Origin of the sequence: Streptomyces barkulensis (genome assembly GCF_002843305.1) — a bacterium.
GTDB classification, from domain to species: Bacteria; Actinomycetota; Actinomycetes; order Streptomycetales; family Streptomycetaceae; genus Streptomyces; species Streptomyces barkulensis.
In genome coordinates this window covers 1-24,207 of record NZ_PGSG01000054.1, presented here as the reverse complement: position 1 = coordinate 24,207, position 24,207 = coordinate 1, and the positions used below count along the sequence as shown (strand labels likewise).

19 protein-coding genes are annotated in these 24,207 nt (G+C 73.9%); 6 read left to right on the top strand and 13 right to left on the bottom strand.

From position 1 onward, the window contains the following. The 5 genes from CUT83_RS11215 to CUT83_RS11195 all read right to left on the bottom strand — a co-directional run bounded on the left by CUT83_RS11215 (position 1) and on the right by CUT83_RS11195 (position 6,651). Complete coding sequence (locus CUT83_RS11215; RefSeq protein ID WP_101255709.1) at positions 1-3,708, bottom strand: nitrate reductase subunit alpha; 3,708 nt, start codon at positions 3,706-3,708, stop codon at positions 1-3. A 250-nt stretch (positions 3,709-3,958) separates the two neighbouring features. Beyond that, positions 3,959-4,387 carry a pyridoxamine 5'-phosphate oxidase family protein gene (locus CUT83_RS11210; RefSeq protein ID WP_101255708.1) on the bottom strand — a complete coding sequence of 143 codons (429 nt, stop codon included), beginning with the start codon at positions 4,385-4,387 and terminating at the stop codon, positions 3,959-3,961. Positions 4,388-4,502: 115 nt separating this feature from the next. Then, a complete protein-coding gene (locus tag CUT83_RS11205) occupies positions 4,503-5,210 on the bottom strand; it encodes a response regulator (protein WP_101255707.1) in 708 nt (235 codons plus the stop codon). Between the two features lie 231 nt (positions 5,211-5,441). After that, complete coding sequence (locus tag CUT83_RS11200) at positions 5,442-6,107, bottom strand: CBS domain-containing protein (RefSeq protein ID WP_420882410.1); 666 nt, start codon at positions 6,105-6,107, stop codon at positions 5,442-5,444. An 82-nt stretch (positions 6,108-6,189) separates the two neighbouring features. Next, positions 6,190-6,651, bottom strand: coding sequence for a Crp/Fnr family transcriptional regulator (locus tag CUT83_RS11195; RefSeq protein ID WP_093849471.1), 462 nt, complete (start codon positions 6,649-6,651; stop codon positions 6,190-6,192). 301 nt (positions 6,652-6,952) lie between these two features. Here CUT83_RS11195 and CUT83_RS11190 point away from each other — a divergent pair, with 301 nt between their 5' ends. Next, positions 6,953-7,588 carry a hypothetical protein gene (locus tag CUT83_RS11190; RefSeq protein WP_101255706.1) on the top strand — a complete coding sequence of 212 codons (636 nt, stop codon included), beginning with the start codon at positions 6,953-6,955 and terminating at the stop codon, positions 7,586-7,588. A gap of 187 nt (positions 7,589-7,775) precedes the next feature. Further along, positions 7,776-8,666 (top strand): universal stress protein, encoded by an 891-nt coding sequence (locus CUT83_RS11185; protein ID WP_101255705.1) that lies wholly within the window; start codon positions 7,776-7,778, stop codon positions 8,664-8,666. Between the two features lie 212 nt (positions 8,667-8,878). Here the strand turns inward: CUT83_RS11185 and CUT83_RS11180 are convergent, their stop codons facing one another. From CUT83_RS11180 to CUT83_RS11155, 6 genes are all read right to left on the bottom strand, one after another. Then, positions 8,879-9,562 carry a DUF5825 family protein gene (locus tag CUT83_RS11180; RefSeq protein WP_420882408.1) on the bottom strand — a complete coding sequence of 228 codons (684 nt, stop codon included), beginning with the start codon at positions 9,560-9,562 and terminating at the stop codon, positions 8,879-8,881. A gap of 90 nt (positions 9,563-9,652) precedes the next feature. Next, complete coding sequence (locus CUT83_RS11175) at positions 9,653-11,581, bottom strand: RiPP maturation radical SAM C-methyltransferase (protein ID WP_101255704.1); 1,929 nt, start codon at positions 11,579-11,581, stop codon at positions 9,653-9,655. Positions 11,582-11,782: 201 nt separating this feature from the next. After that, positions 11,783-13,693 (bottom strand): alpha/beta hydrolase family protein, encoded by a 1,911-nt coding sequence (locus CUT83_RS11170; RefSeq protein WP_240957883.1) that lies wholly within the window; start codon positions 13,691-13,693, stop codon positions 11,783-11,785. Next, a complete protein-coding gene (locus tag CUT83_RS11165; protein ID WP_101255703.1) occupies positions 13,690-14,997 on the bottom strand; it encodes an MFS transporter in 1,308 nt (435 codons plus the stop codon). Before CUT83_RS11165 ends, CUT83_RS11170 begins: the two co-directional genes overlap by 4 nt. Positions 14,998-15,380: 383 nt before the next feature. Beyond that, entirely contained in the window at positions 15,381-16,595 is a 1,215-nt protein-coding gene (locus CUT83_RS11160; protein ID WP_101255702.1) for an acyl-CoA dehydrogenase family protein, read from the bottom strand. Positions 16,596-16,611: 16 nt separating this feature from the next. Next, positions 16,612-17,082 carry an SCP2 sterol-binding domain-containing protein gene (locus CUT83_RS11155; protein WP_101255701.1) on the bottom strand — a complete coding sequence of 157 codons (471 nt, stop codon included), beginning with the start codon at positions 17,080-17,082 and terminating at the stop codon, positions 16,612-16,614. An 80-nt stretch (positions 17,083-17,162) separates the two neighbouring features. On the opposite strand from CUT83_RS11155, the gene CUT83_RS11150 reads away from it, so the two are divergent. Continuing rightward, the gene (locus CUT83_RS11150; protein ID WP_101255700.1) at positions 17,163-17,879 is read left to right on the top strand and encodes a TetR/AcrR family transcriptional regulator; all 717 of its coding nucleotides are present in this window, start codon (positions 17,163-17,165) and stop codon (positions 17,877-17,879) included. Here the strand turns inward: CUT83_RS11150 and CUT83_RS11145 are convergent. Together CUT83_RS11145 and CUT83_RS11140 are read right to left on the bottom strand one after the other, a co-directional pair. Beyond that, positions 17,865-18,881: a MaoC family dehydratase gene (locus tag CUT83_RS11145; RefSeq protein WP_240957884.1), complete on the bottom strand. Its 1,017-nt coding sequence runs from the start codon at positions 18,879-18,881 to the stop codon at positions 17,865-17,867. The two genes, CUT83_RS11150 and CUT83_RS11145, sit on opposite strands and share 15 nt — an antisense overlap. Continuing rightward, positions 18,878-20,236, bottom strand: coding sequence for a 3-oxoacyl-ACP reductase (locus CUT83_RS11140; protein ID WP_101255699.1), 1,359 nt, complete (start codon positions 20,234-20,236; stop codon positions 18,878-18,880). The genes CUT83_RS11145 and CUT83_RS11140 overlap by 4 nt, the downstream gene beginning before the upstream one ends. A gap of 74 nt (positions 20,237-20,310) precedes the next feature. On the opposite strand from CUT83_RS11140, the gene CUT83_RS11135 reads away from it, so the two are divergent. From CUT83_RS11135 to CUT83_RS11125, 3 genes are all read left to right on the top strand, one after another. Beyond that, positions 20,311-21,627 carry an acetyl-CoA C-acetyltransferase gene (locus CUT83_RS11135; RefSeq protein WP_101255698.1) on the top strand — a complete coding sequence of 439 codons (1,317 nt, stop codon included), beginning with the start codon at positions 20,311-20,313 and terminating at the stop codon, positions 21,625-21,627. Positions 21,628-21,807: 180 nt separating this feature from the next. Continuing rightward, on the top strand, positions 21,808-23,727 hold the full coding sequence (locus tag CUT83_RS11130) for an AMP-dependent synthetase/ligase (RefSeq protein ID WP_101255697.1): 1,920 nt from the start codon (positions 21,808-21,810) through the stop codon (positions 23,725-23,727). A gap of 13 nt (positions 23,728-23,740) precedes the next feature. Further along, positions 23,741-24,207, top strand: a 467-nt coding sequence (locus CUT83_RS11125; RefSeq protein WP_241524784.1) for an NAD(P)-binding protein, incomplete at its 3' end; no start/stop codon positions are given.

Sequence of the window (24,207 nt, the reverse complement as noted above, 5' to 3'; positions counted from 1 at the left end):
TCAGTACTCCACTTGCTGGTCGCGGCGGCGGATGACGGTGACCTCGTCGCGCTGGTTGCCGGTCGGTCCGTAGTAGTTGAAGGCGTAGGTGAACTGCGCGTAGCCGCCCGCGAGATGGGTCGGCTTGAGCAGCAGCCTGGTCAGGGAGTTGTGGATGCCGCCGCGCCTGCCGCTGACCTCGGTCTTCGGCACGTTCACGTTGCGGTCCTGGGCGTGGTGCATGTACACCGTGCCCTCGGGCATGCGGTGGGTCACCACCGCCCGTGCGGCGACGACGCCGTTGCGGTTGTACGCCTCGATCCACTCGTTGTCCTTCACGCCGATCCGCTCGGCGTCCTCCCGGGACATCCAGATCACGGGACCGCCCCGGGAGAGGTCGAGCATGTACTTGTTGTCCTGGTAGTTGGAGTGGATGGACCACTTCGAGTGCGGGGTGAGGTAGCGGACCGTGACCTCGGCCCGGCCGTCCTCGCGCAGGTGCTCGTCGCCGTAGTGCCGGGGCGTGTTCAGCGGGGGCCGGTAGACGGGCAGCTGCTCGCCGAGTTCGGCCATCCAGTCGTGCTGGACGAAGAAGTGCTGGCGGCCGGTGAGGGTGTGCCAGGGCTTGAGGTGCTCGGTGTTGATGACGAAGGGCGAGTAGCGGCGGCCGCCCGTCTCCGACCCCGACCACTCGTACGAGGTGATGACGGAGCGCGGCTGGGCGCGGGTGTCGGCGAAGGTGATCCGCTCGGCCTCGCGCTCGGCGGACAGCTCCACCAGGCCCTCGCTGCCGGTCTGCCGCTCCAGCTCGCGGAAGCCCTCGGTGGCCAGGCGCCCGTTGGTGGTGCCGGACAGGGCCAGGATCGCCTCGCACATGTCGGAGGCGGTGGCCAGGGAGGGCCGGCCGGCGGCCACCCCGTCGCGGACGGTCCCGCAGCGGCGGCGCAGGTCGCCGATCTCCCGGTCCGGGTGGACGGTGACGCCCTTGGTGGTGGTGCCCAGGGTGTCCAGCAGCGGCCCGACGGCCCGCATCTTCTGCGCGACCGCCGCGTAGTCGCGCTCGACGGTCACCAGCTTGGGCATGGTGCGGCCGGGCACCGGCTCGCACTCGCCGGCCTTCCAGTCGCGCACCACCCCGCCGGGCTGGGCGAGTTCGTCGGGGGTGTCGTGCAGCAGGGGCACGGCCAGGACGTCGGTGCGGGTGCCCAGGTGCTCGGCGGCCAGCTCGCTGAACCGGTCGGCGACGGTGAGGAAGGCGTCGTAGTCGGTGCGGGCCTGCCAGGGCGGGGCGATGGCCGGGGTGAAGGCGTGGACGAAGGGGTGCATGTCCGTGCTGGACAGGTCGTCCTTCTCGTACCAGGTGGCGGCCGGCAGCACGACGTCGGAGAGCAGGCCGGTGGAGGTCATCCGGAAGTCCATGGTGACCAGCAGGTCGAGCTTGCCCTCGGGCGCCTCCTCGCGCCAGACCACCTCCCGCGGGCGCCCCTCGGGCGGCGTCTGCTCGGAGCGCACGGCCGCGTCCGTGCCCAGCAGATGGCGCAGGAAGTACTCGTTGCCCTTGCCGGAGGAGCCCAGCAGGTTGGCCCGCCACACCGTCAGTACCCGGGGGAAGTTGGCCGGGTCGTCCGGGTCCTCGGCGGCGAACCGCAGCCGCCCGGACTTCAGCTCCTCCACGATGTGCTCGGGGACTGGCCGGCCCGCGGCCTTCGCCTCGTCCGCCAGATCGAGCGGGTTGCGGTCGAAGGCGGGGTGCCCCGGCGTCCAGCCCAGCCGCACCGCCTGTGCCAGGCAGTCCGCGAACGCCTTGCCCGCAAACCGCCCCTCGCCCAGCGGAGAGGCCAGCTCGCCGGGCCCGAACGCCTCGTAGCGCCACTGGTCGGAGTTCAGGTACCAGTACGATGTGCCGGCCATGTGCCGGGTCGGCCGCTGCCAGTCGAACGCGAAGGCCAGGTGCTGCAGCCCGGTGACGGGGCGGACCTTCTCCTGGCCGACGTAGTGGGCCCAGCCGCCGCCGTTGACGCCCTGGCAGCCGGTCATGGTCGTCAGCGCCAGGAAGGCGCGGTAGATGGTGTCGGAGTGGAACCAGTGGTTGGTGCCCGCGCCGAGGGCGATCATGGAGCGGCCGCCGGTGCGCTCGGCGTTGCGGGCGAACTCGCGGGCGATCCGGGCCGCCTGCGCCGCCGGGACGGAGGTGATCGTCTCCTGCCAGGCCGGGGTGTACGGCCGGTCCGCGTCCTCGTAACCGGTCGGCCAGTCGCCCGGCAGGCCGGGGCGCTCCACCCCGTACTGGGCGAGCATCAGGTCGAAGACGGTGGTGACGAGCTTCCCGCCGATCCGGAGCACGGGGACGCCGCGGACCATGCTGCCGCCGCCCTCGGTCGCCCCCTCGTCGAACCGGGGCAGCGCGACCGCGGCCGTCTCCCCGGCCCGCTCCAGCAGGCTCAGCTCGGGCACCACCTCACCCAGGTCCAGGTTCCAGCGCCCCTTACCGGCCTCGGCCCAGCGGAAGCCGAGCGAGCCGTTCGGCACGACGGGTTCGCCGGTGCGGCTGTCCAGCAGCACGGTCTTGGAGCCGGCGTTCTCCTCCTCGGCCTGACCGCCGCCGAGGTCGGCCGCGGTCAGGAACCCGTCCGGCACGAGCCCGTCCGCCCGCTCGCGCAGGGTGACCAGGAACGGGGCGTCGGTGAACGCGCGCAGGTAGTCCCGGAAGTAGGGCACCTCGCGGTCCACCAGGAACTCGCGCAGGATCACATGGCCCATGGCCATCGCCAGCGCCCCGTCGGTGCCCGGGTGCGGGGCCAGCCACTCGTCGGCGTGCTTGACGTTGTCGGCGTAGTCGGGACTGACGGCCACCACCTTGGTGCCGTTGTAGCGGGTCTCGGTCAGGAAGTGCGCGTCCGGCGTGCGCGTGACGGGGATGTTGGACCCCCACATGATCAGATAGCCGGCGTTCCACCAGTCGGCCGCCTCCGGCACGTCCGTCTGGTCGCCGAAGACCTGCGGCGAGGCGACCGGCAGATCGGCGTACCAGTCGTAGAACGACAGCAGGGTGCCGCCGATCAGGGAGTGGAACCGGGCACCGGCCGCGAACGACGCCATCGACATCGCCGGGATCGGGGAGAAGCCCGCCACCCGGTCGGGGCCGTACTCCTTGACGGTGTGCACCTGCGCGGCGGCGACCAGCTCGGCCACCTCGTCCCAGTCGGCGCGGACGAAGCCGCCCTTGCCGCGCGCCCGCTTGTAGGCGCGGGCCCTGGCCGGGTCGCCGGTGATCTCCGCCCAGGCCGCCACCGGGTCGCCCAGCCGGCCGCGGGCCTCCCGCCACATCTTCAGCAGCGTGCCGCGCACATACGGGTAGCGCACCCGGCTGGGGGAGTAGGTGTACCAGGAGAACGAGGCGCCGCGCGGGCAGCCGCGGGGCTCGTACTCGGGGCAGTCCGAGCCGATCGAGGGGTAGTCGGTCGCCTGGTGCTCCCAGGTGATGATCCCGTCCTTGACGTACACCATCCACGAACAGGACCCGGTGCAGTTCACGCCGTGGGTGGAGCGCACCACCTTGTCGTGGGACCACCGGTCCCGGTAGAAGCCCTCCCACTTCTCGTCGCCCGTGCCGTACACCGCGCGGCCGTCGGCCGACACCTCGCGGCGGCTGAGCAGTCGGCGCGCGGCCAGCGGCCAGTCGCGTTCACCGCGGACCGTCCGGGCCCCCGCTTTCTCGTCGTTCACCATGGCCGGAACGCTATGCGGGCCCCGGCGCGCGGGGCCGGGGCCGGAGAGCCCCCGCCGCCCGGCCGGAAGGCCCCGGCCGGGCGGCGGAACAGGGCCGGTCGGCCCCTGCCCCGGGACCGGTCGGCCGGGGTCCCCGGAGGGCGGCCCGGGAGGGTGGCCCGGGAGGGCGGCCCGGGAGGAGGAAGGGAAGGACGAGGAACGCGGGTGCCCCGGCCTCCACCGGCCGGGGCACCCGCGCGGGGCGAAAGGCTCAGACGGTCCCGGCGGGCGAGACGTCCTCCAGCAGCCGGCCGGTCACCAGCTCGGGCTCGATCCGTACATGGACCCCGTCCTCGATCGGGGCCCAGGACAGCGGCCCGGCCCGGCCCAGCCGCTCGGCCTCACCGGGATCGGTCACCAGCGAGGCACGCCCGGTGACGACCACGCTCCAGCCGGAGCGCGTCGTCTCGTCGAACCGGTCCACCTCGAAGGCGACCACGCTGGCGTCCACCGCGCGGGCCATCCGGGACGCGCCCGAGGTGCGCAGGACCACGGCCTGGTCGTGGTCCAGGAAGAAGTTGACCGGGAGGACGGCGGGCAGCGCGTTCTCGGTGTAGACGATGCGTCCCAGAGGGACCTGCGCCAGCAGGTCCAGGCACTCCCGCCGGTCGAGTTCGCGGAAGCCGTCGTGTCGGTGCATGGGTCCATGGTGCGCGCGCCGCACGGGCGGGGATAGGGCCGGACGGCCCCATCCGGGACAAAAACGGGCGGGGCCCGCCCCGGTCCGCCGGCCCCGCCGCTCGCGCGGATCCCGCTCAGCGCGTCTGCTGCCCCGGGGGGTGCGGGGCGGTCTGGGTGGCGATGACGGCGGCCTGGACCCGCCGCTCCACCCCCAGCTTGGCCAGCAGCCGGGAGATGTTGTTCTTGACCGTCTTCTCCGACAGGTACAGCTGCCTGCCGATCTGCCGGTTGGTCATCCCCTCGCCGATCAGGGCCAGGATGTCGCGCTCACGGGGCGTCAGCGAGGCCAGCGCGGCGTCCTGCGGCTCCTCGGCGGGCTCCTCGGTGTCCTGCACCCGCAGGCTGTTCATCAGCCGCGCCGTGGTCGCCGGGTCCAGCATGGACTGCCCGGAGGCGACGGTGCGCACGGCGGCGATCAGGTCCGAACCCTTGATCTGCTTGAGGACGTAGCCGGAGGCACCGGCCATGATCGCGTCCAGCAGGGCATCGTCGTCGTCGAACGAGGTCAGCATCAGACAGGCCAGCTCCGGCATCCGCGAGCGCAGCTCGCGGCAGACGGCGATGCCGTTGCCGTCGGGCAGGCGTACGTCCAGCACGGCCACGTGCGGACGCAGGGCCGGACCGCGCGCGAGGGCCTGCTCGGCCGTGCCGGCCTCGCCGACCACCTCGATGTCGGGCTCGGCGTCCAGCATGTCGTGCACGCCGCGCCGCACCACCTCGTGGTCGTCGAGGAGGAACACCCGGATCGGGTCCTGTGGTGAGAACTGCTGGGCCTGGGTCATACGGATCCTTCACGCTGTCGGTCAGGGGCGCCACGCCCCCCGCCCCATGATCCTGCCCCGACCCGCCCGTCCGGCGCCAGGGGCCGACGGCCCCGCCGCCCGCACGCGCGGCGGGAGCCCGCGTCCGGCCGCCCCCGGCGCACCGGCCGTGTCACCGAAGGCGACAGGCGCTCTCCGAAGGTAACCGGCGGTCGCGGGGGGAGGGGCGCCGGTGGTCGCCGGCGGCTCACGTCACGCGGACCGCACCAGATCGAACCCGACGTCCACCACCCCCTCCACCGACCGCGCCATCCGGGCGGCCACCGGGACCAGGGCGGTGTTGCGGATCTCACCGGTGAAGGTCACCACACCGTCCGCCACCCGCACCCCCACGCTCCGGTCACCGCCGGGGAAGAGGGGCTCGACGACCTCCCGGCGCACCTGCCGGGCGATGTCCTCGTCCGGGCGCAGGAAGACCTTCAGCAGGTCTCCGCGGCTGACGACGCCGGCCAGCAGGCCGTCGGCATCGGTCACGGGCAGGCGCTTGACGCGCCGGCGCGCCATGATCCGCGCCGCCTCGGCCAGTGTGGCGCGGGCGTGGACGCACACCGCCGGCGACGTCATCAGCTCGCCCGCGGTCACCGCTCCCACCCGGGCCAGTTCCTCCGGGCGCCGCAACTGCTCCATGCGGCTGGGGTCGCCGTCCCGGAACTCCTCCTTGGGCAGCAGATCCGCCTCGGAGACGACGCCGACGACGCGGCCCTCGCCCTCCAGCACCGGCAGAGCGCTGACCTTCCACTGCTCCATGGTCATCACGATCTGCTTGAACGGGGCGTCCCGCCCGATGGAGACGACGGTCTGGCTCATCACGTCGCCCACGGTGTGCGGGGTGTGCGAGGCGCCGTCCGCGCCATCCATGTTGTCCATGTTGTCCTTGTCGCCGGTGTTGTCCATGGGGCCCTCCTCGAGAAGTCGTCCGCCGTGCCGCGCCGGGCGCGCGTCACGGCATGGGGCCGCTGCCGTAGGGCCCGTACAGGTCCAGCAGCCGGGTGCGGGCCGCCTGCAGCCGGTGCGAGATGATCTCGGCCATCCGCAGGGCCACCGCGCGCCCCAGCACCGGGTCGGCCTCGCACAGCTGACGCACCCGGGCGGCGTCGAACTCCAGGGCCCGCACCGGGCTGAGCGCCTCGGCGCCCAACTGCCAGGTGTAGGGCGGGAAGAGCCAGGACCAGCCCAGCAGGTCGCCGTGGGAGAGGGTCTCCACCGCCGCGGGGCGGCGGCCGGGCACCCGCATGTCGAGGGTGACCGAGCCGGTGCGGATGACCCAGAACCGGTCGGCCCGGTGGCCCTCCTCGGAGATACGGGCGCCGGCGGGGAAGGAGACCTCGCGGGCGAGTTCCAGCAGCCGTTCGCGGTTCTCCGGGGGCAGCGCCCCGAGCAGGTTGTTGGCGGTGACGATCATGGCGGGCCTCCCTGGTGCCGAGTGGGCGGTGTACACGCGGGCGTCCGCTCCCGGTACGGGCGTCGTGGCGGTCCGCCGCCGCTGCCTCTACTCCCGTTGTACTCCCGTGGCCGGGAAGTGGTACCCCACCGTCATCGTCGGATTTCCCGCACCACTGGGACAGGGGCCGTACGGGGACCCCGGACGGGACTTTCGGCCCCCGTGCACGGGCCCGCGGACCCCTGCTGCCGCGGCCGCCGCCGCGAGACGGTGTGAACGTGCCCGAACGGCGGGCCGGCTTTCCGCGAAGGGGATGAGCGACATGGCAGTCCACGGCCACACGCACGGACACCGGGGGTTCCGCCTCCCGGTACGGCGCACCACCCAGACCGCACCCGCGTCCGGCGAGACGGCGGCCGCGACGGCCGTGGTCCCGGCGGCGTCGGCCGCGGCCCGCGTCCTGGCCGGGGTCCGCTTCGCGGCCGGGTTCGTCTTCCTGTGGGCGTTCGCGGACAAGGCCTTCGGCCTGGGCTACGCGACCCCCGCCGAGCGGGCCTGGACCGAGGGAGGCTCGCCCACGAAGGGCTTCCTCAGCGGTGTGGCCGTCGGCCCCCTGGAGTCGTTCTTCCACGGCATCGCCGGGGCCGCCTGGGCGGACTGGCTGTTCATGCTCGGCCTGCTCGGCATCGGCCTCGCCCTGACCGCCGGCGTCGCACTGCGGCTCGCGGCGGCCGCCGGAACCGTGATGATGGCGCTGATGTGGGCCGCGGAGTGGCCCCTGGCCCAGCACCTGTCGGACGGCAGCCCCAGCATGTCGACCAACCCGGTCGTGGACTACCACGTGATGTACGCCGCCGTCCTGATCGCCCTGGCGGTCGCGGCGGCGGGCGACACCTGGGGACTGGGCCGGTGGTGGGCCCGGCTGCCCCTGGTCCGCAGCCTCCCCTGGCTGCGGTGAACCCGCCGCCCCGCGGCGGACCACCGGCCCGCGACGCCCCCCGGGGCGCCGCGGGCCGGCCGTTTCCCCGCCGCGCGGGACACCAGGCCCGCTGGAAAGGGACCAGTGACCCCTGCCGAACGCGGGTACCCGGACCGATCATGGAAACGAAAGCGGCGGAGAGCCGCCTGTCAACGGAGGTGTTGTGATGGTACGTACGGTCACCGTGGGAGTGGACGGCTCCGCCGAGAGCCTGGCCGCCGCCGACTGGGCCGCCCGGGAGGCGGCGCGGCGCGGGGTGCCGCTGCGCCTCGTCCACGTGCGGGAGCCCGACCCCTTCACCCCTCCGGACTCCTTCGCCGACCCCGAGACCCGGCAGCACTGGGCCCAGCGGATCCCGCGCGAGGCGGCGAACGACCTCGCCCGCCGTCACCCGGAGCTGGAGATCACCACCGACCAGCTCACCGGCCGTCCCCCCGAGGTGCTGACCGCGGTCGCCGAGCAGGCCGAGGTGCTGGTCATCGGCACCCGCGGCCTGGGGCCCGTGGCCGGCTTCCTGGTCGGCTCCGTCGGCCTGGCCACCGTCGCCCGGGTGAAGTGCCCGGTGGTGCTGGTGCGGGCCGGGACGTCGAAGGAGGGCGAACCGGAGGGCGCGGAGCCTCCCGCCACGCCCCGCGACGTCGTCATGGGACTGGAGCTGTACCGGCCGGCCGACGAGCTCATCGAGTTCGGCTTCGACGCCGCCGCCCGGCGCGGCGCCGCGCTGCGGGTCATCCACGGCTGGAACCCGCCGCTGGTCTACGGCGTCGACCCCGTCGCCGTCGACCCCCGCCTGGCCACCGACCTGGCCCAGGAGAGCTCCCGCAACCTGAACGAGGCGCTGAGCCACTGGCGGGAGAAGTACCCGGACGTCGAGGTGAAGGCGCAGGCCGTGGTGGGCCGGGCCGCCCGCCATCTGACGGAGGCCTCCGAGGACGCCTCACTGGTCGTCGTCGGCCGCCGCATCCGCCGTTCGCCGATCGGCTTCCACACCGGGCCGGTCGCCCACGCGGTCATGCACCACTCCAAGGCGCCCGTCGCCGTCGTCCCGTTCGGCTGACGGACACCCGCCGCCACGGCGCGCGCACCCGGGGCCGCGATCCTCCGGTGAACACCGGACGCCCGCGGCCCCGGGTACGCCGTGTGGGCGCCACGCCTTCAGGGCGGGCGCGCGGAGTGGGACGAGTACGGCCGTACGGCTGCGCTCCCCGTTCCGCCGCCGGACCACCCTGCCGCACCGGGGCGCCATGGCATCGCGGCACCTCAGCGCCGTCAGATCACCATGGCCTCCTGGATCCACCGCCGCACCCGGTAGGGCAGCCACAGCACCAGGGGCCCCACATCGGCCACCAGGCGTTCCTCGCGGAACTCCGCCAGGATCGGCGCGGGCACGTCACCGGCGCGTGCGCCGTAGGCGAGCGCGGTGATGGCCGCGTGGTACTCGGGCCCGTCGGCGGTGAAGCGGCGCAGATCCCCCCAGCGGCGGTCGCGTATCTGCACGAAACCCGGGCCCTGCCGCCACAGGCACTTGCACAGGTAGTGCCCCTCGCGCCACCGGGCCAGCGCACCGGCCGCGTCGTCCGGCCCCTCCAGCTCACCGGGCGGCTGGAGGTGGCCCAGGACCTCCCAGCCGCCGGAGGACTCCGGGGCCAGCCGCAGCCGCCACTCGACGAACACCGCGCGTGCGGTGAGGTCGCGCACCAGGCACAGGTCGCGGACGGCGCGGGCCGCGGCACCGGGATCGCCGGTGGCGGCGAGGTCCACCGTGCCCGGCAGCCGCACCCGGCGGACGCCCGACTCCCACAGCCGGTCCACCGCGGCCGCGACCGGGCCCTCGACGCGCATATCGTCCATGCGCATGCCGGGCAGCGCGCACGCCCGCGGGTCGTAGTCGCGCCAGGCGGCGACGGTCAGCGGCGCCGGGCCGCCGGGGTTCTCCGTGATCGTCGTGCTCACTCGTGCCCTCTTTCTCGTTCGCCTGCCCGGCCGGTGGCCGGTGGTTTGTGGTCTGTGGCCTTCGGCGGTCTCCGGCGGCCCGTGGAACCCTCAGACACCGGCCGTCGGCCGCGCCGCCGGTGTGGGGCCGCCCTCCCGCGGGGCTGCGTGCAGATGGCGCATGAAGTCCAGCCTCAACAGATCCTCGTTGACCGCCGCGGGGGCCACGTGGACGTACTGGCCGCCTTCGGCGAAGACCAGGCCGAGTTCCAGCCAGCGCTTCAGCAGCCTCTCCACGGCGTCCCCCTCCACGGCGTACCGCAGCCGGGCGGTGAGTTTGCGGGTGAGGGCCGCGGGGGCGTGCGGTTGGTCCAGCAGTCGGAAGGCGGCGATCTCCAGTGGGTCGGTCAGCTCCAGCGCGCCCCAGTCGAACAGCCTCCGGCGGCTGACCAGCACGATCCGGTCGCCCAGGTCGGCGTGGGTGAGCCTGCTGTCGGCATGGGCCTTCTTCCAGGCGGCCAGCGCCTTGTTGAGCGACTTCACGGTGTCCTCGCCGATGCCGCGCTCCGGGGCCTTGAACACATAGGCCAGGTCGTACAGCTCCTCCTCGGGCAGGTCGTAGGTGAAGCGGTAGTGCTCTTCGGCGCGCAGCCCGGAGAAGCCGAGCTCGGGGCGGGTGAAGTACGGGCTGAAACGCTCGATGGCGATGCGTGCGGACAGGTCGACCGGCGGGTTCAGGTGTTCCAGCGCCGGTATCTGGGCGATGACCCCCTCGTAGTCGGCGGCCGTCTCGCCGGGGAAGCCGTGGAGGTAGTTCCAGGAGACCGACAGGCCGGTCTCGGCGCCGTCCCGCAGCATCCGGACGTTCTGGCAGCCGCTGACCCCCTTGTCCATCAGCCCCAGCACCCGGCTGTTGAGGCTCTCGATACCCGGCTGGACGTAGATCAGGCCCGCGTCCGCGAGGGTGCGCAGCTGGGATCGGCGCATGTTCGCCTTGATCTCGATGTGCAGCCGCAGGTCGTACCCGCTGTCGATGATGCGGGGCAGCACCGTGTTGAGGTAGCCCATGTCGAGGATGTTGTCGACGACGTACATGTCCAGCACCCGGTGCCGGCGGGCCAGTTCCATGATCTCGTCGTGGAAGACCTCCGGGCTCTTGCTGCGGAACTGCATGAACGAGCCGTTGAGCCCGCAGAAGGTGCAGTGGTGCTTCTCGCCCCACCAGCAGCCGCGGGCCCCCTCGACGACGAGCTTGGGCTCCACCCAGTTGCGGGCCACGGAGGCGGCCAGCCGCTCGAAGTAGCCGGTGTAGTCGGGCGGCAGGATGGCGGACGGGGGCATCGGCGAGGTGCTCATCGGGTTGGCGGTGGCGGATCCGTCCGCCCCCCGGTGGCACAGCCCCGGTATGTCCGACAGGTCCGCGCCCCCGGCCAGCGCCGTCAGCAGCCGGGGGAAGGCCACCTCGCCCTCGCCGCGCACCACATGGTCGACGAAGGGGAAGTTGCGGTGGACGGCGGCGCCCTGCTCGGCGTCGCAGTTGGCGCCGCCCATGACGGTCACGATGTGCGGGGCCAGCAGCTTGACCTGCCGGGCGGCGGCGAGCGCGGCGGTGTTCTGCTGGAAGGTGGAGGTGAAGCCAACCACGTCCGGGCCGTACGCCACGATCCGCTCGGCGGTCTCCCGGACGAACTCCGGCGCGATTCGGTGCAGTTCACGTGTCAGCCGCAGACGGGAGGACCGCAGCTTCCCGCCCATCACGGAGGTGAACTCCTCGGTCCGCCACTCGGGATCGTCGTAGAGCGCGGAGGAGAAGACCCAGTCGCCGCATCCCATGAAGTAGGAGGACAGGGCGTAGTACTCGTAGTCGTCCCCGGAGAACTCCATGCGGTCGGTGATCCAGTCGGTGAACTCCAGGTTGGCGTGCAGCACCTCGGCCCGGCCACCGGGAACCCGCTCGTCCACGCTGCGCTTGAGGATGCCGAGCGCCAGGGACGGCAGATCGATCGGTGACCAGGGCATGTTGACAAGAAGGACGCGCATGGCAGCTCCTGGGAACGGAAGATGTGGCCGGAAGCGGCCGCCCGGCCCGGCGGTGAGGGCCGGACCGGGCGGTGAGGAGTCACTCCTCCTCGGTGTCCTCCGCGGTGCGGAGCGGGATGGTGACGGTGACGCCGACGGTGGGCTTGCGGTTCTCCTCGTCGCCCGCGAGCGGGTCGTTGTTGATGACGTCCTTCTGCATGGCTACCTCCTCTCGTGGTCCACTCGGTCCCCGGCCGCCGCTGCCGGCGGCCGGCCCTGCCCCCGCCCCGGCCGGGGCGGGGAGTCGTGATCGCGGCCGGCCGCCCGGCCGGCGCCGCGCAGCTCCCGGTCCAGAAAGCCCAGCGCCCGGCGCAGCACGGCGACGTGGTCGCCGCCGAGGTAGCCGTCGTGACCGGAGTCCAGCCACATCTCCTCGTGGCGCACCCCCGAGGCGCGCAGCGCGGCCAGGTATGTGCGCACCTGCTCGGGCGGGCACTTGACGTCGTGGAGGGCCGCGGCCATCAGCAGCGGCGCCCGCACCCGGTGCGCGTAGTGGACGGGGGAGCTGCGTGCGTAGAGCTCGGGCACCTGCTCGGGGGTGCCGCCGAACAGCGCCTCGTCCAGGGCGCGCAGGGCCGGCGTACCGGTGCGGTGGGCGGTGGCGCAGTCGGCCAGCGGTTTGACGGCCACCCCCGCGCGCCACAGGCCGGGCCGGGTGCCCAGCGCCAGCAGGACGAGGTAACCGCCCCAGGAGGTCCCCCACAGGCCCACCGCACCGGGATCGGCCAGCCCGCGCGCCAGCACGTCGGCCCGGACCGAGACGAGGTCGGCGACCTGGGTCAGGCCCACCCCCTGGCCGTAGGCCGCGCGCCAGCGGGGCCCGTAGCCGGTGGAGCCGCGGTAGTTGACCCGGGCCACGGCGAAGCCCGAGGCGACCAGCGAGTGCACGGTCGGGTCGTAGGCGTCCCGGTCGTGGTCGGCGGGGCCGCCGTGGACGAGCATCACCAGCGGCGGACGGACGGCGGGGCGCTCGGGGAGGCTGAGCAGGGTGTGTACCTCCCCGTCCGGCCCGGGCGTCCACAGTTCGGTGTGCCGCCCGGGCACCCGGACGGCGGGCGCTTCCGCGGCCGGCGGCGGGGCCCCGGAGGCGGAACGGGCGTGCGGTGGGGTGGCGGTGTCGGTCCACAGGTAGTGCACGTCCCCGTCCGGCCGGGGCACGGCGTCCAGGACGCTGCCGCGGGGCACCGGCACGGGGGTCAGGGCCTGCCGGTCCAGGTCGGCGGTGAACAGCAGGCTGCGGCCGCGGCGGTCCTGGCGTACCAGGATCCGGCGCCCCCGGGGGTACCAGCGGGCGGTGATCTCGGTGTCGAAGGCGCACCACCGGTGCGGGCGCACCCCGTCCCCGGCACGCCAGGTGGCGGTCTCGTAGCGGTCGCCGTCCTGCCGCACCAGCAGCAGCTCCGCCCCGCCGTCCTCACCACCGCCCTCCTCGCCGCCGGGGGAGGCGGGGACGGCGGGGGCGAAGCCCAGCGCCCACAGCCCGCCGCCCCGGCCGGACAGCTCCGTCACCGTCGCGCCGGAGGCGGTGTGGACGGTGACGGCCCGGTCCGAGGAGGCCGAGCGGGTGACGGCCAGCAGCCGGCCGTCCGGGGAGAGCCCGCACAGGACCGCGTGCCCCTTTGCCCGCAGAACCGGCCGGCCCGGGCCGCCGCGCCGGCCGAGGTGGACCGTCAGACCGCTTTCGTCGCCGAGCCCGACGGCGACCGTCCCGCCGGCGCCGACCGCCAGCCCGCGCGGGGTCCCGGCGGGCAGACCGGTCAGGCCGGGCCGTACGGGGCCGCCGTGGAAGTCCTGGTGGAGCCAGCGGCCGCGACCGGTCTCGTCCTCGTCGAACCACCAGACGGCGGCGTCGGCGTCGATGGCGCAGTGCAGGGTGCCGCGCGGGCGGTCGGTGACCTGCCGGGTGCGGCCGGTACGGGCGTCGAGGGCGAAGACCTCGCAGCGGCCGCCGGCGTCACCGGTGAGCACCATCAGCGCGGGGTCGCCGGGACAGACCTCCGGCAGCACCGGCCGGTAGACGCGGTAACCGGGTGCGGGACGGCCCGCGTCCGGCGCGGAGGCGACCGTGTTCACAGCGCCCCCTTCGCCGTCGCGGCCGGCCCGGGCGAGGGCGCGGACAGGGCGCCGCGGGCCACCGCCAGGGTGGTGCCCGCGGCGAGCAGGGCCAGCAGCACCGCACACCCCGCGATCGTCGGCGCGGCGCCGGCCCGGGCCACGGCCGTCCCGGCGGCCAGGGGTGCCACCGCCGCGGCGATCCCCGCCGCGGTGGCCAGCGCCGTTCCGGTGCGGGCCAGCAGCTCGGGCGGCGTCACCCGCAGCACCCGGGTCTGGAGCACCACCACGGCGGCCGGGACCAGCAGGGAGACGGCGCCGAACAGCAGCCCGTAGGACCACGGGCCGTTTCCGGCCGCCAGCCCGGCGGCGGCCGGCACGATCAGCCACGAGACCGCCACCAGCGTCCGCGGCGCGGTCAGCCGCCGGACCACGGCGGGTGCGGCCAGCGCCCCGGCGAGGCCGGCGGCGCCCGCGACGGAGAACACCAGCCCCACGGCGGCCGGGCCCCGTCCGCTCTCCTGGAGGGCGAAGACGACCGTGTAGTGGAGCGCGACCAGCAGCCCGCCGGCGGCGGCCGTCCACACCAGCACCAGGCGCAGTACGGGGGAGCGCAGGACCAGGGAGAGACCCGCTCCCGCCTCGGAGGCGAAGGCCCCCCACCGGGCCCGCGAAGGGCGTGTGTCCCGCGCCCGCGCCCGCGCCCCCGCCGGGGCGAGGTCCGAGCGCATGCCGCGCACGCACAGCGCGGCGACGAGGTAGGACAGGGCGTCCGCCAGGAACGGCAGCCACCGGGCGGCCTGGTAGAGCAGCCCGCCCAGCAGTGGCCCCAGCACCAGGGCGCCCTGCTCACCGGCCTGGAGCCGCGAGACCACCCTCGGGTGGTCGTCCGCGGGGCAGACCAGGGCCACGGCGCCGCGGGCCGCCGCCTCCTGGCAGGAGGTCGCGACGCGCTCGACGAGGACCGCGGCGAACAGGTGCGCCGGATGGAGGGAGCCCAGTGCCAGGGCCGCGGCGAGCGACCCCAGCGCGGCGGCGGACACCGCGGCGCAGAGGATCATCACGCGGCGGCGGGCGCCCCGGTCGGCGGGCACGGCGGCGAACGGGCCCAGCAGCAGCCCCAGGGCGGTGGAGGCCCCCGCGACGGCTCCGACGAGGGCGGGGGAGTACCCCAGGCCCAGCAGGAGCAGGGGGAGGGCGAGACCGGAGATCTGGGTGCCCAGGGCGTCGGCGCTGTTGGCCCACCACAGCAGCCGTACGTCGTGGCCCGGAGCGGAAGTCCGGTGCCCGGCGGCCGCCGGGTCCGCGGCCCCGGTCCGCCTCACCGGGCGGGCCGGGGGCGCGGCGCGGGGGGCGGGGTGGAAAGCAGCGCGGGAAACCGTGTGGAAGGCCGCGCGGAAAGCCGTGCGCCCAAGCGGGTCAACGCGGGTAAAGCGCTCGTCTCCCGTAACGCCGGTTCTCGTTCCACGCGCAGTCCCTCCACTCGATCTCCACGTGGTGTCCGTGAAGGTCGGGTCCGATGGTCGACATGCGAAGAAAACGTGTGCGAATCACAGCGGGCGGGAGTCTAGCCACGAGGTGACGCGGGTCACAAGAGGCCTGTGGAAAAGGCGAGTTGGGGCCGCGGAACGGAACGCGCCCGTCCGCGCCCCGGGCGGCCGGGAGCGCGGACGGACGATGCTGTGGAGCGGTGGGGACCGGCGCCGCGTCAGCGGATGTGGCGGCCGGAGACCGCGCGGGCGATCACCAGGCGCTGGATCTCGCTGGTGCCCTCGAAGATCGTGTAGATCTTGGCGTCCCGGTACATCCGCTCCACCGGATGCTCCCGGCTGTACCCGGCGCCGCCGAGGACCTGTACGGCCTTCTCGGTGGCGGCGACGGCCAGTTCGCCGGCGCGCAGCTTGGACATCGAGCCCTGGGCCGCGTCGAAGGCGCGGCCGTTGCGGGCCATCCAGGCCGCCTGCCAGATCAGCAGGCGGACGGCCTCGATCTCGGTCCGCAGATCGGCCAGGGCGAAGGCGACGGCCTGGTTCTCGACGATGGGGCGGCCGAAGGCGACGCGGCCGCCCGCGTACTCCAGGGCGTACTCGTAGGCGGCGCGCGCGATGCCGAGCGCCTGCGCGCCCACGGTGGGCCGGCTGACCTCGAAGGTCGCCATGGCGGCCTGCCCCTTGGCCCGTCCGCCCTCGCGGGCGCGGGCCAGGCGCGCATCCAGCTTCTCCCTGCCGCCCAGCAGGCAGTGGCCCGGCACCCGCACCTCGTCCAGGAAGACGTCGGCGGTGTGCGAGGCCCGCAGGCCCAGCTTCCTGATCTTGCGGCCGGACTCCAGACCGGATGTGCCGGGCGGGACGATGAACGCCGCCTGGCCGCGTGCGCCGAGCTCCGGCTCCACCGAGGCCACCACCACGTGCACGTTCGCGATGCCGCCGTTGGTGATCCAGGCCTTCTGGCCGCTGATCACCCATTCGTCCTTCGCCTCGTCGTACCGGGCGCGGGTGCGCATGGCCGAGACGTCGGAGCCGGCCTCGGGCTCGGAGACGCAGAAGGCCGCCACCTTGGGGTCGTCCTCGTCGCCGAAGCACTGTGGGACCCACTCGGCGAGCTGGTCGGGGGTGCCGGCGGAGAAGATGCCCGCCACCGCCAGCGAGGTGCCGAACAGGGCCATGCCGATGCCGGCGTCGCCCCAGAACAGCTCCTCATTGGCGATCTGGAGGGACAGGCCCGAGGGGTCGCCGTACATGTCGGCCAGGGACTCGAAGCCGTACAGGCCGATCTTCGCCGCCTCCTGTATGACGGGCCAGGGGGTCTCCTCCCGCTCGTCCCACTCGGAGGCGGCCGGGCGCACGACGTCGGCGGCGAAGCCGTGCACCCACTCGCGCAGGTCGCTCTGCTCCTCGGTGAGGTCGAGGCAGAAACCGCTCATGATCCGCGTTCGCTCCTCACGCCTTGGGGATGTCGAAGTATCGGGTCAGGCCGGAGGCCAGGCCGACGTCGCCGGCCAGCTTCAGTCTGCGCGTCATGAACATCGTCACGGGGCTGGCGTTGCCGGAGACGAGCCTGAGGAACTCGGCGTCGCCCATGGTCAGCGTCACACGCGGGTCGGCCTCGCCGCGGCCCTCGCGGACCGTGCAGGTGCCCTCGGAGATGGTGATCTCGCGGACGACCTCGGTCTCCCCGGTGACCTTCCAGCGGATCACGGCGTCCAGCGATCCGGCCCGCTCGGGGCGGAACTGCCGCTCCATGCGCCGGAAGACCTCGCCGAGCACGCGCATCCGCAGTTCGCCGCGCATGATCTCGGCGATCTCCCTGGTGGACAGGCCCTTGACGATCCGCGCGAACTCCTCGGGGGAGACGGTGGTGAAGTCGAGGGCGGCGAGGTCGGCCGGTTCCCGGCTGACGCCGTTGGTCATGGGGTTCCCCTTCACTCTTCTTACTCAAGAGTAAATTTACTGGTGAGTAAGATTACGACGTGGTAGGTAGGCTGGCAAGAGTGAGCGGCGAACGCAGGCGACGGGTGCCCCGGAGGATCCGGGAACAGCAGATCATCGACGTGGCGGTCCAGGTCTTCGCGAGGCGCGGATACCACCCCGCCTCGGTGGACGAGATCGCCGAGCTGGCGGGTATCTCCAAACCGATGGTCTACCTCTACCTCGACTCCAAGGAGGGCCTGTTCCTGGCCTGCCTGCGCCGCGAGGCCGAGCGGCTGGTGGCGGCCTTCCAGGGCGCGGCGCGCGATGTGCGCACCCCGGAACTGCGGCTGTGGGCGGGACTGTCGGCGTTCTTCGCCTTCGTGGCCGAGCACCGGGACAGCTGGGTCGTCCTCCACCGCCAGGCGTCGCAGCTCAGCGAGGCCATCACCGCCGAGGTCGCCCAGGCCCGTCGCGCGGTCATGGCCGAGGTCGCGGGTCTGGTCCGGGACGGGATCGGCGAGGCCCTCGGGCCGGTCCCGGTCGCCGACGAGGAGGCCGACTTCGTGGCCCACGCGCTGGTGGGAGCGGCGGACTCGCTCACCGACTGGATGGAGCGCCACCCCGGGGAGTCTCCCGAGCGGGTCACCCGGCGCCTGATGAACATGGTGTGGGTGGGCATGCGCAACGTGCTGGCCGGGGAGATCTGGACGCCCCCGGCGGGGTCCGGTGCCCCGGACCCGGAACCCGCCGGGGGCCCCAGGGCGCCGGGGGCGCCGGAGCGCTCAGTCCAGGAGTGAGACCTCGCCGCGCAGATGCTCGCGCCCCGCGTCGCCGTCCCCGCGCAGGGTGAAGTCCCACAGCACGCCGTCGTCGGCGGACGCGGCCGGGCCCGCGGCACGGAAGCGCACCGCCGAGGGCAGCGGGACCGGGGCCCGGAAGGAGACGTCCACCCGGCAGGCGCCGGGCAGCTGCTCCTCCAGCGCCGCCAGGCAGCGGGCCTTGGTCCACATGCCGTGCGCGATGGCGCGCGGGAAGCCGAACAGCCGCGCGGTGAGCGGGTGCAGATGGATCGGGTTGCGGTCACCGGAGACGGCGGCGTACGCGCGCCCCGCCGAGCCGGGCACCTCCCAGCGCTCCTCCAGCACCGGACCGCCCGGGTCGCCCGCTCCACCGGACGGGGCCCCACCGGACGGGGCCCCACCGGACGGGGCCCCACCGGAGCGGGCTCCGGCGCCCGGCGCGGGACCGGCCGCCGCGCGCCCCCGGCGCAGATACGTGCTGACCGACCGCCACACCGTACGGGCGCCGTCGTCGGCCTCGGCCGTCACATCGAAGGCGGTGCCCTTCGGGTGCGGCCGCAGATCCCCGGCCCAGACCCGGTAGGTGAGCCGCTCCCCGGCCTCGACCGGCCTGTGCCGGTCGATCCGGTTGGCGATGTGGACCAGCCCGAGCAGCGGCAGCGGGAAGTCCCGCCGGGTCATCAGCGACATCGCCAGCGGGAAGGCGACGATGTGCGGATACGTCATGGGCAGCCGGGAGGCGCCGGCGAAGCCGCAGACCCCGGCGTAGCGGCGCAGCCGCCCGGGGTCGGCCGCGACATCGCGCAGCACCAGCCGCCGCGCCGGCACCGGACGGCCCCGCCCGCCGCCGGGCTTGGGCAGCACCGCGCGGACGTACAGCCCGGCCGTGCCCGGCGCGGACGGCAACTCCAGCGTCTCCGGCTCCCCGCGGCCGGCGCTTCCCGTGCTCCCTGCGCTCCCCGCGTCCTCCGCGCCCTTCATGTCTCCCACGTCCTTCACGCTCCCAGCAGGGACTGGCCGCACACCCGCAGCACCTGTCCGCTGACCCCGCCGCTGCCGGGCGAGGCGAGATAGGCGACGGCCTCGGCCACGTCGACGGGCTGTCCGCCCTGCTTCATGCTGTTCATACGGCGGCCCGCCTCCCTCACGAACAGGGGCACCGCCGCCGTCATCCTCGTCTCGATGAAGCCCGGGGCCACCGCGTTGACGGTGACGCCGCGTTCGGCCACGACCGGGGCGAGGGCCTGGACCAGCCCGATCAGACCGGCCTTGCTCGCCGCGTAGTTGGTCTGCCCGACGTTGCCCGCGATGCCGCTGATGGAGGAGGTGCACACGATCCGGCCGCCCTCGCGCAGCACCGGCTCCCCGGAATCCCGCGGCTCCAGCAGGCGTTCGGTCAGGCGCTCCACCGCGGTGAGGTTGACCGCGATCACCGAGTCCCACTTCGCGGCGTCCATCCGGCCCAGGGTCTTGTCGCGGGTGATGCCCGCGTTGTGCACCACGACGTCCACGCCGCCGTGACGGTCGATCAGATGCTCCGCCAGGGCGTCGGCGGCGCCGTCGGCGGTGATGTCCATCTCCAGCGCGTCCCCGCCGATCCGCCCGGCCAGCTCGCGCAGCTCCCCGCCCTGGCCGGGCACGTCCAGGCAGACCACCGTCGCCCCGTCCCGGGCCAGGGTCTCGGCCACCACCGCCCCGATGCCGCGCGCCGCTCCGGTGACCACGGCCGTCCTCCCCTGAAGCGGGCGCTCCCAGTCGGCCGGCGCGGCACTTCCCGCGACCGGTTCCCCGATCCGCAGCACCTGGCCGGAGACGTAGGCGGAACGGGGCGAGAGCGCGAAGCGCAGTGTGGACTCCATCGCGTCCTCCGCGCCGGGCGCGACGAGCAGCAGGTGCGCGGTCGCCCCGCGCCGCAGCTCCTTGCCGACCGAGCGCACGAAGCCCTCCAGCGCCCGCTGGGCGGCGGCCTGCCGCACCCCGCCGGCCGCCTCGGGCGGGGTGCCCAGGACCACGACCCGGCCGCAGGGGGCCAGCGAGCGGATCCGCGGGTGGAAGAAGTCGTGCAGGGCGCGCAGCCCCTCGCTGCCGTCGATGCCGGTGGCGTCGAAGACCAGTGCGGCGGGGGCGTCCTGCGAACCGGAGGAGCCGCCAAAGGCGCCCGGCAGCGCGGCCACCAGCTCGCGCAGCGGCCCGGTCAGCCGGCCGCCCCCCGCGCCGTCCACGACCACCGGGCCGGACAGGACGGGGCGGCCCGGGCGGTGGCGCTCCAGGATCTCCGGGCGCGGCAGCCCCAGGCGCCGGGCGAGGAGCGCCCCGGGTCCGGAGGCCGTCAGTTTCTGGTAGCGATCCACCATTGATTTCTCCTTACGCATGAGTAAGTTTACTCCGAAGTAAGTAGAGGGGTTTCCTACCACAAGGAGTGGTGGCCATGGCAACGGCCGTCCGCCGCGTCGCGATCGTCGGCAGCAACCGCATCCCCTTCGCCCGGGCGGACGGGCCCTACGCCACCGCCTCCAACCAGGAGATGCTCTCCGCCGCCCTGGCCGGCCTGATCGAGCGCCACGGCCTGCGCGGCGAGGTGCTGGGGGAGTTCGCCGCGGGAGCGGTCCTCAAGCACAGCCGGGACTTCAACCTCGCCCGGGAGGTGGTCCTCGGCAGCACGCTGGACCACCGCACCCCCGCCTACGACGTCCAGCAGGCCTGCGGAACGGGCCTGGAGACCGTCATCCTCGTCGCCAACAAGATCGCCCTGGGGCAGATCGAGTGCGGCGTCGCCGGCGGCGTGGACACCGCCAGCGACGCCCCGCTGGGCGTCAACGACGACCTGCGGAAACTGCTGCTCAAGGCCCGCCGGGCCCGCTCCCTGCCCCAGCGCCTGGGCGCCCTGGCCGGTCTGCGCCCCCGGCACGCCGTCCCCGACATCCCCCGCAACGCCGAACCGCGCACCGGCCTGTCGATGGGCGAGCACGCCGCCCGCACCGCCGCCGAGTGGGGCATCGCCCGTGCCGACCAGGACGCGCTGGCCGCCACCAGCCACCGGCGCCTGGCCGCCGCCTACGAACGCGGCCTCCTCGACGACCTGGTCACCCCCTTCCGGGGCCTGGAGCGCGACCAGAACCTGCGCCCGGACAGCACACCGGAGAAACTCGCCCGCCTCAAGCCGGTGTTCGGCCAGGGCGAGGGGGCCACCATGACCGCCGGCAACTCCACCCCGCTGTCCGACGGCGCCTCCACCGTGCTGCTGGCGAGCGAGGAGTGGGCCACCGAGCGCGGCCTGCCGGTACTGGCCTACCTCACCCACTCCCGCGCCGCCGCCGTCGACTTCGTCGACGGCCCCGACGGACTGCTCATGGCGCCGGCGTACGCCGTCCCGAAGCTGCTCCAGGGCGCCGGGCTGAAGCTGGGCGACCTCGATCTGTACGAGATCCACGAGGCGTTCGCCTCCCAGGTCCTGGCCACCCTCGCCGCCTGGGAGGACGAGGACTTCTGCGTCCGCCGCCTGGGCCTGCCCGGCCCGCTGGGCACCGTCGACCGCGACCGGCTCAACGTGGCCGGCTCCTCCCTCGCCGCCGGGCACCCCTTCGCCGCCACCGGCGGCCGGATCGTGGGCACCCTCGCCAAGCTGCTCCACGAGAAGGCCGCCGAGCGCGGCGGGCCCTCCGAAGGAGGGGAGCCGACCGTACGCGGCCTGATATCGATCTGCGCCGCGGGCGGACAGGGCGTGACCGCGATCCTCGAACGCTGACCGCCGGGCCCGTACGAGCCACCGCCACCCGTACGGGCCCGCCCCTTGTCCCCGGCCCGGCACCGGGCCCGACGACCCCGGGCCCGGCCGGCCCCGCTCCCCGAACCGAAGCCGGTCCACACCTCCCACCCCCCACACCGGCCAGTGCAGTCCTCCCCACGCCGCGAACAGGAGCCGACCATGGGCGTACGCAAGGATCTGAAGAGGGCGAAGCAGCGCAGCGAACTCGCCGACCGCGTGACGGTGGAGCTGGTCCGGGAGGACGGCGCCGTACGCGAGGCGCGCTCCTCCTGGCGCACCCCGCCGCCCGCCGACCGGGGCACCACCGCCGACATCCCCTTCACCCGCGCCGAGCAGGACCCCGACGCGGTGGTGCTGCGCCGCCGGGAGGCCGGCCGGTGGGTCCCGGTCACCGCCGCGGCCTTCGCCCGAGAGGTGAACGCGGTCGCCAAGGGGCTGATCGCGGCCGGACTCCAGGCAGGCGACCGGGTCGCGCTGATGTCCCGCACCCGCTACGAGTGGGAGCTGTTCGACTTCGCGATCTGGGCGGCCGGCGGGCAGACCGTACCGGTCTACCCCACCTCGTCGGCCGACCAGATCGAGTGGATCCTGCGCGACTCCGGCGCCCGCTTCCTGGTCGTGGAGACCGGGGAGAACGCCGTCACCGCCGCGGCCGCCGCGGTCTCCGTCCCCGAACCGCCGCGCACCTGGCGGATCGAGGCCGGGGCCGTCGCCCAACTGTCCGACCTGGGAAGGGAGGTGGGCGACGAGAAGGTGACCGAGCGCCGCGCCGGCCTGACCTCCGGCACCGTCGCCACCATCTGCTACACCTCCGGCACCACCGGCCGCCCCAAGGGCTGCGTGCTGACCCACGGCAACCTCCAGGCCGAGGCGTACAACACCGTGCAGCTGCTGCACCCGGTCTTCGAGGCGGCCACCGGCAAGGAGGCCTCCACGCTGCTGTTCCTGCCGCTGGCCCACATCCTGGGCCGCACCATCCAGATCGCCTGCCTCCAGGCGCGCATCGAGATCGGCCACTGGCCCAGCATCAAGCCCGACGAACTGCGGCCCGAACTCAAGCGGTTCCGTCCCACCTTCCTCGTCGGCGTGCCCTACCTCTTCGAGAAGATCCACGACACCGGACGCGCCACGGCGGAGAAGATCGGCCGCGGCTCCTCCTTCGAGCGGGCCGACCGCATCGCCGTGCGCTACGGCGAGGCCTTCATGGACACCTTCCGCGGCGCCGGGACTGGCCCCGGCCTCAAACTCTCCCTCGCCCGGGGCCTGTACGACCTGCTGGTCTACCGGCGCGTCCGCAAGGAACTCGGCGGCAGGCTCCACTACGCCATCAGCGGCGGATCCCCCCTGGACCGCCGCCTCAACCTCTTCTTCGCCGCCTGCGGCATCATCGTCTACGAGGGCTACGGCCTCACCGAGACCACCGCCGCCGCCACCCTCGTCCCGCCCCTGGACCCGCGCCCGGGAAAGGTCGGGCAGCCCATCCCCGGCACCGCCGTGCGCATCGCCGACGACGGCGAGGTGCTGATCAGGGGCAGCGTCGTCTTCGCCTCCTACTGGAACAACCCGCAGGCCACCGCCCAGTCCCTGCGGGACGGCTGGTTCGCCACCGGAGACGTCGGTTTCCTGGACGAGGAGGGCTACCTCACCATCACCGGCCGCAAGAAGGACATCATCGTCACCTCCGGCGGCAAGAACGTCTCCCCGGCCGTGCTGGAGGACCGGCTGCGCAGCCGGCCGCCGATCGGTCAGTGCATGGTCGTCGGCGACAACCGGCCCTATGTGGCGGCGCTGATCACCCTCGAACCCGACGCCCTGGAGCACTGGCTGTCGGTGCGCAAGCGCCCCCTCGACACCCCCTTCGCCGAACTGGAGAAGGACCCCGAACTCCTCGCCGACGTCCAGCGCGCCGTGGACTACGCCAACGAGGCGGTCTCCCGGGCGGAGTCGATCCGCGGCTTCGCCCTGGTCGAGGGGGAGTTCACTGAGGACAACGGCCTGCTGACCCCGTCGCTGAAGATCAAGCGGCATGCCGTGGCCGCCGTCCACGCGGACCGGATCGACGCCCTCTACCGGAAGTGAGAGGGGGACGGCCATGAGCGACCACCACAGCGACCGCGGAACCGACCGCGAACCCGGCCGTGAGACCGACCGCGAACCCGGCCGTGAGACCGAGCGCGCTTACGACTACGACGTGATCGTGGTCGGTTCCGGTTTCGGCGGTTCGGTGTCCGCGCTGCGGCTGACGGAGAAGGGCTACCGGGTCGGGGTGCTGGAGGCGGGGCGGCGCTTCACCCGCGAGACGCTGCCGAGGAACTCCTGGGACCTGCGGAACTACCTGTGGGCCCCGGCGCTGGGCCTGTACGGCATCCAGCGCATCCATCTGATGGACAAGGTGATGATCCTGGCCGGCGCCGGGGTGGGCGGCGGTTCGCTGAACTACGCCAACACCCTCTACGTGCCGCCGCCGGCCTTCTTCGCCGACCGCCAGTGGGGGCACATCACCGACTGGCAGGAGGAGCTGAAGCCGTACTACGACCAGGCCAGGCGGATGCTGGGCGT

Bases quoted from the DNA above. Each gene is read 5' to 3' on its own strand.
- CUT83_RS11130 (WP_101255697.1), top strand. From the start codon at position 21,808: ATGGGCGTACGCAAGGATCTGAAGAGGGCGAAGCAGCGCAGCGAACTC.
- CUT83_RS11215 (WP_101255709.1), bottom strand. From the start codon at position 3,708: ATGGTGAACGACGAGAAAGCGGGGGCCCGGACGGTCCGCGGTGAACGC.
- CUT83_RS11190 (WP_101255706.1), top strand. From the start codon at position 6,953: ATGGCAGTCCACGGCCACACGCACGGACACCGGGGGTTCCGCCTCCCG.
- CUT83_RS11200 (WP_420882410.1), bottom strand. From the start codon at position 6,107: ATGGATGGCGCGGACGGCGCCTCGCACACCCCGCACACCGTGGGCGAC.
- CUT83_RS11210 (WP_101255708.1), bottom strand. From the start codon at position 4,387: ATGCACCGACACGACGGCTTCCGCGAACTCGACCGGCGGGAGTGCCTG.
- CUT83_RS11135 (WP_101255698.1), top strand. From the start codon at position 20,311: ATGGCAACGGCCGTCCGCCGCGTCGCGATCGTCGGCAGCAACCGCATC.
- CUT83_RS11175 (WP_101255704.1), bottom strand. From the start codon at position 11,581: ATGCGCGTCCTTCTTGTCAACATGCCCTGGTCACCGATCGATCTGCCG.
- CUT83_RS11205 (WP_101255707.1), bottom strand. From the start codon at position 5,210: ATGACCCAGGCCCAGCAGTTCTCACCACAGGACCCGATCCGGGTGTTC.
- CUT83_RS11155 (WP_101255701.1), bottom strand. From the start codon at position 17,082: ATGACCAACGGCGTCAGCCGGGAACCGGCCGACCTCGCCGCCCTCGAC.
- CUT83_RS11195 (WP_093849471.1), bottom strand. From the start codon at position 6,651: ATGATCGTCACCGCCAACAACCTGCTCGGGGCGCTGCCCCCGGAGAAC.
- CUT83_RS11140 (WP_101255699.1), bottom strand. From the start codon at position 20,236: ATGGTGGATCGCTACCAGAAACTGACGGCCTCCGGACCCGGGGCGCTC.
- CUT83_RS11160 (WP_101255702.1), bottom strand. From the start codon at position 16,595: ATGAGCGGTTTCTGCCTCGACCTCACCGAGGAGCAGAGCGACCTGCGC.
- CUT83_RS11185 (WP_101255705.1), top strand. From the start codon at position 7,776: ATGGTACGTACGGTCACCGTGGGAGTGGACGGCTCCGCCGAGAGCCTG.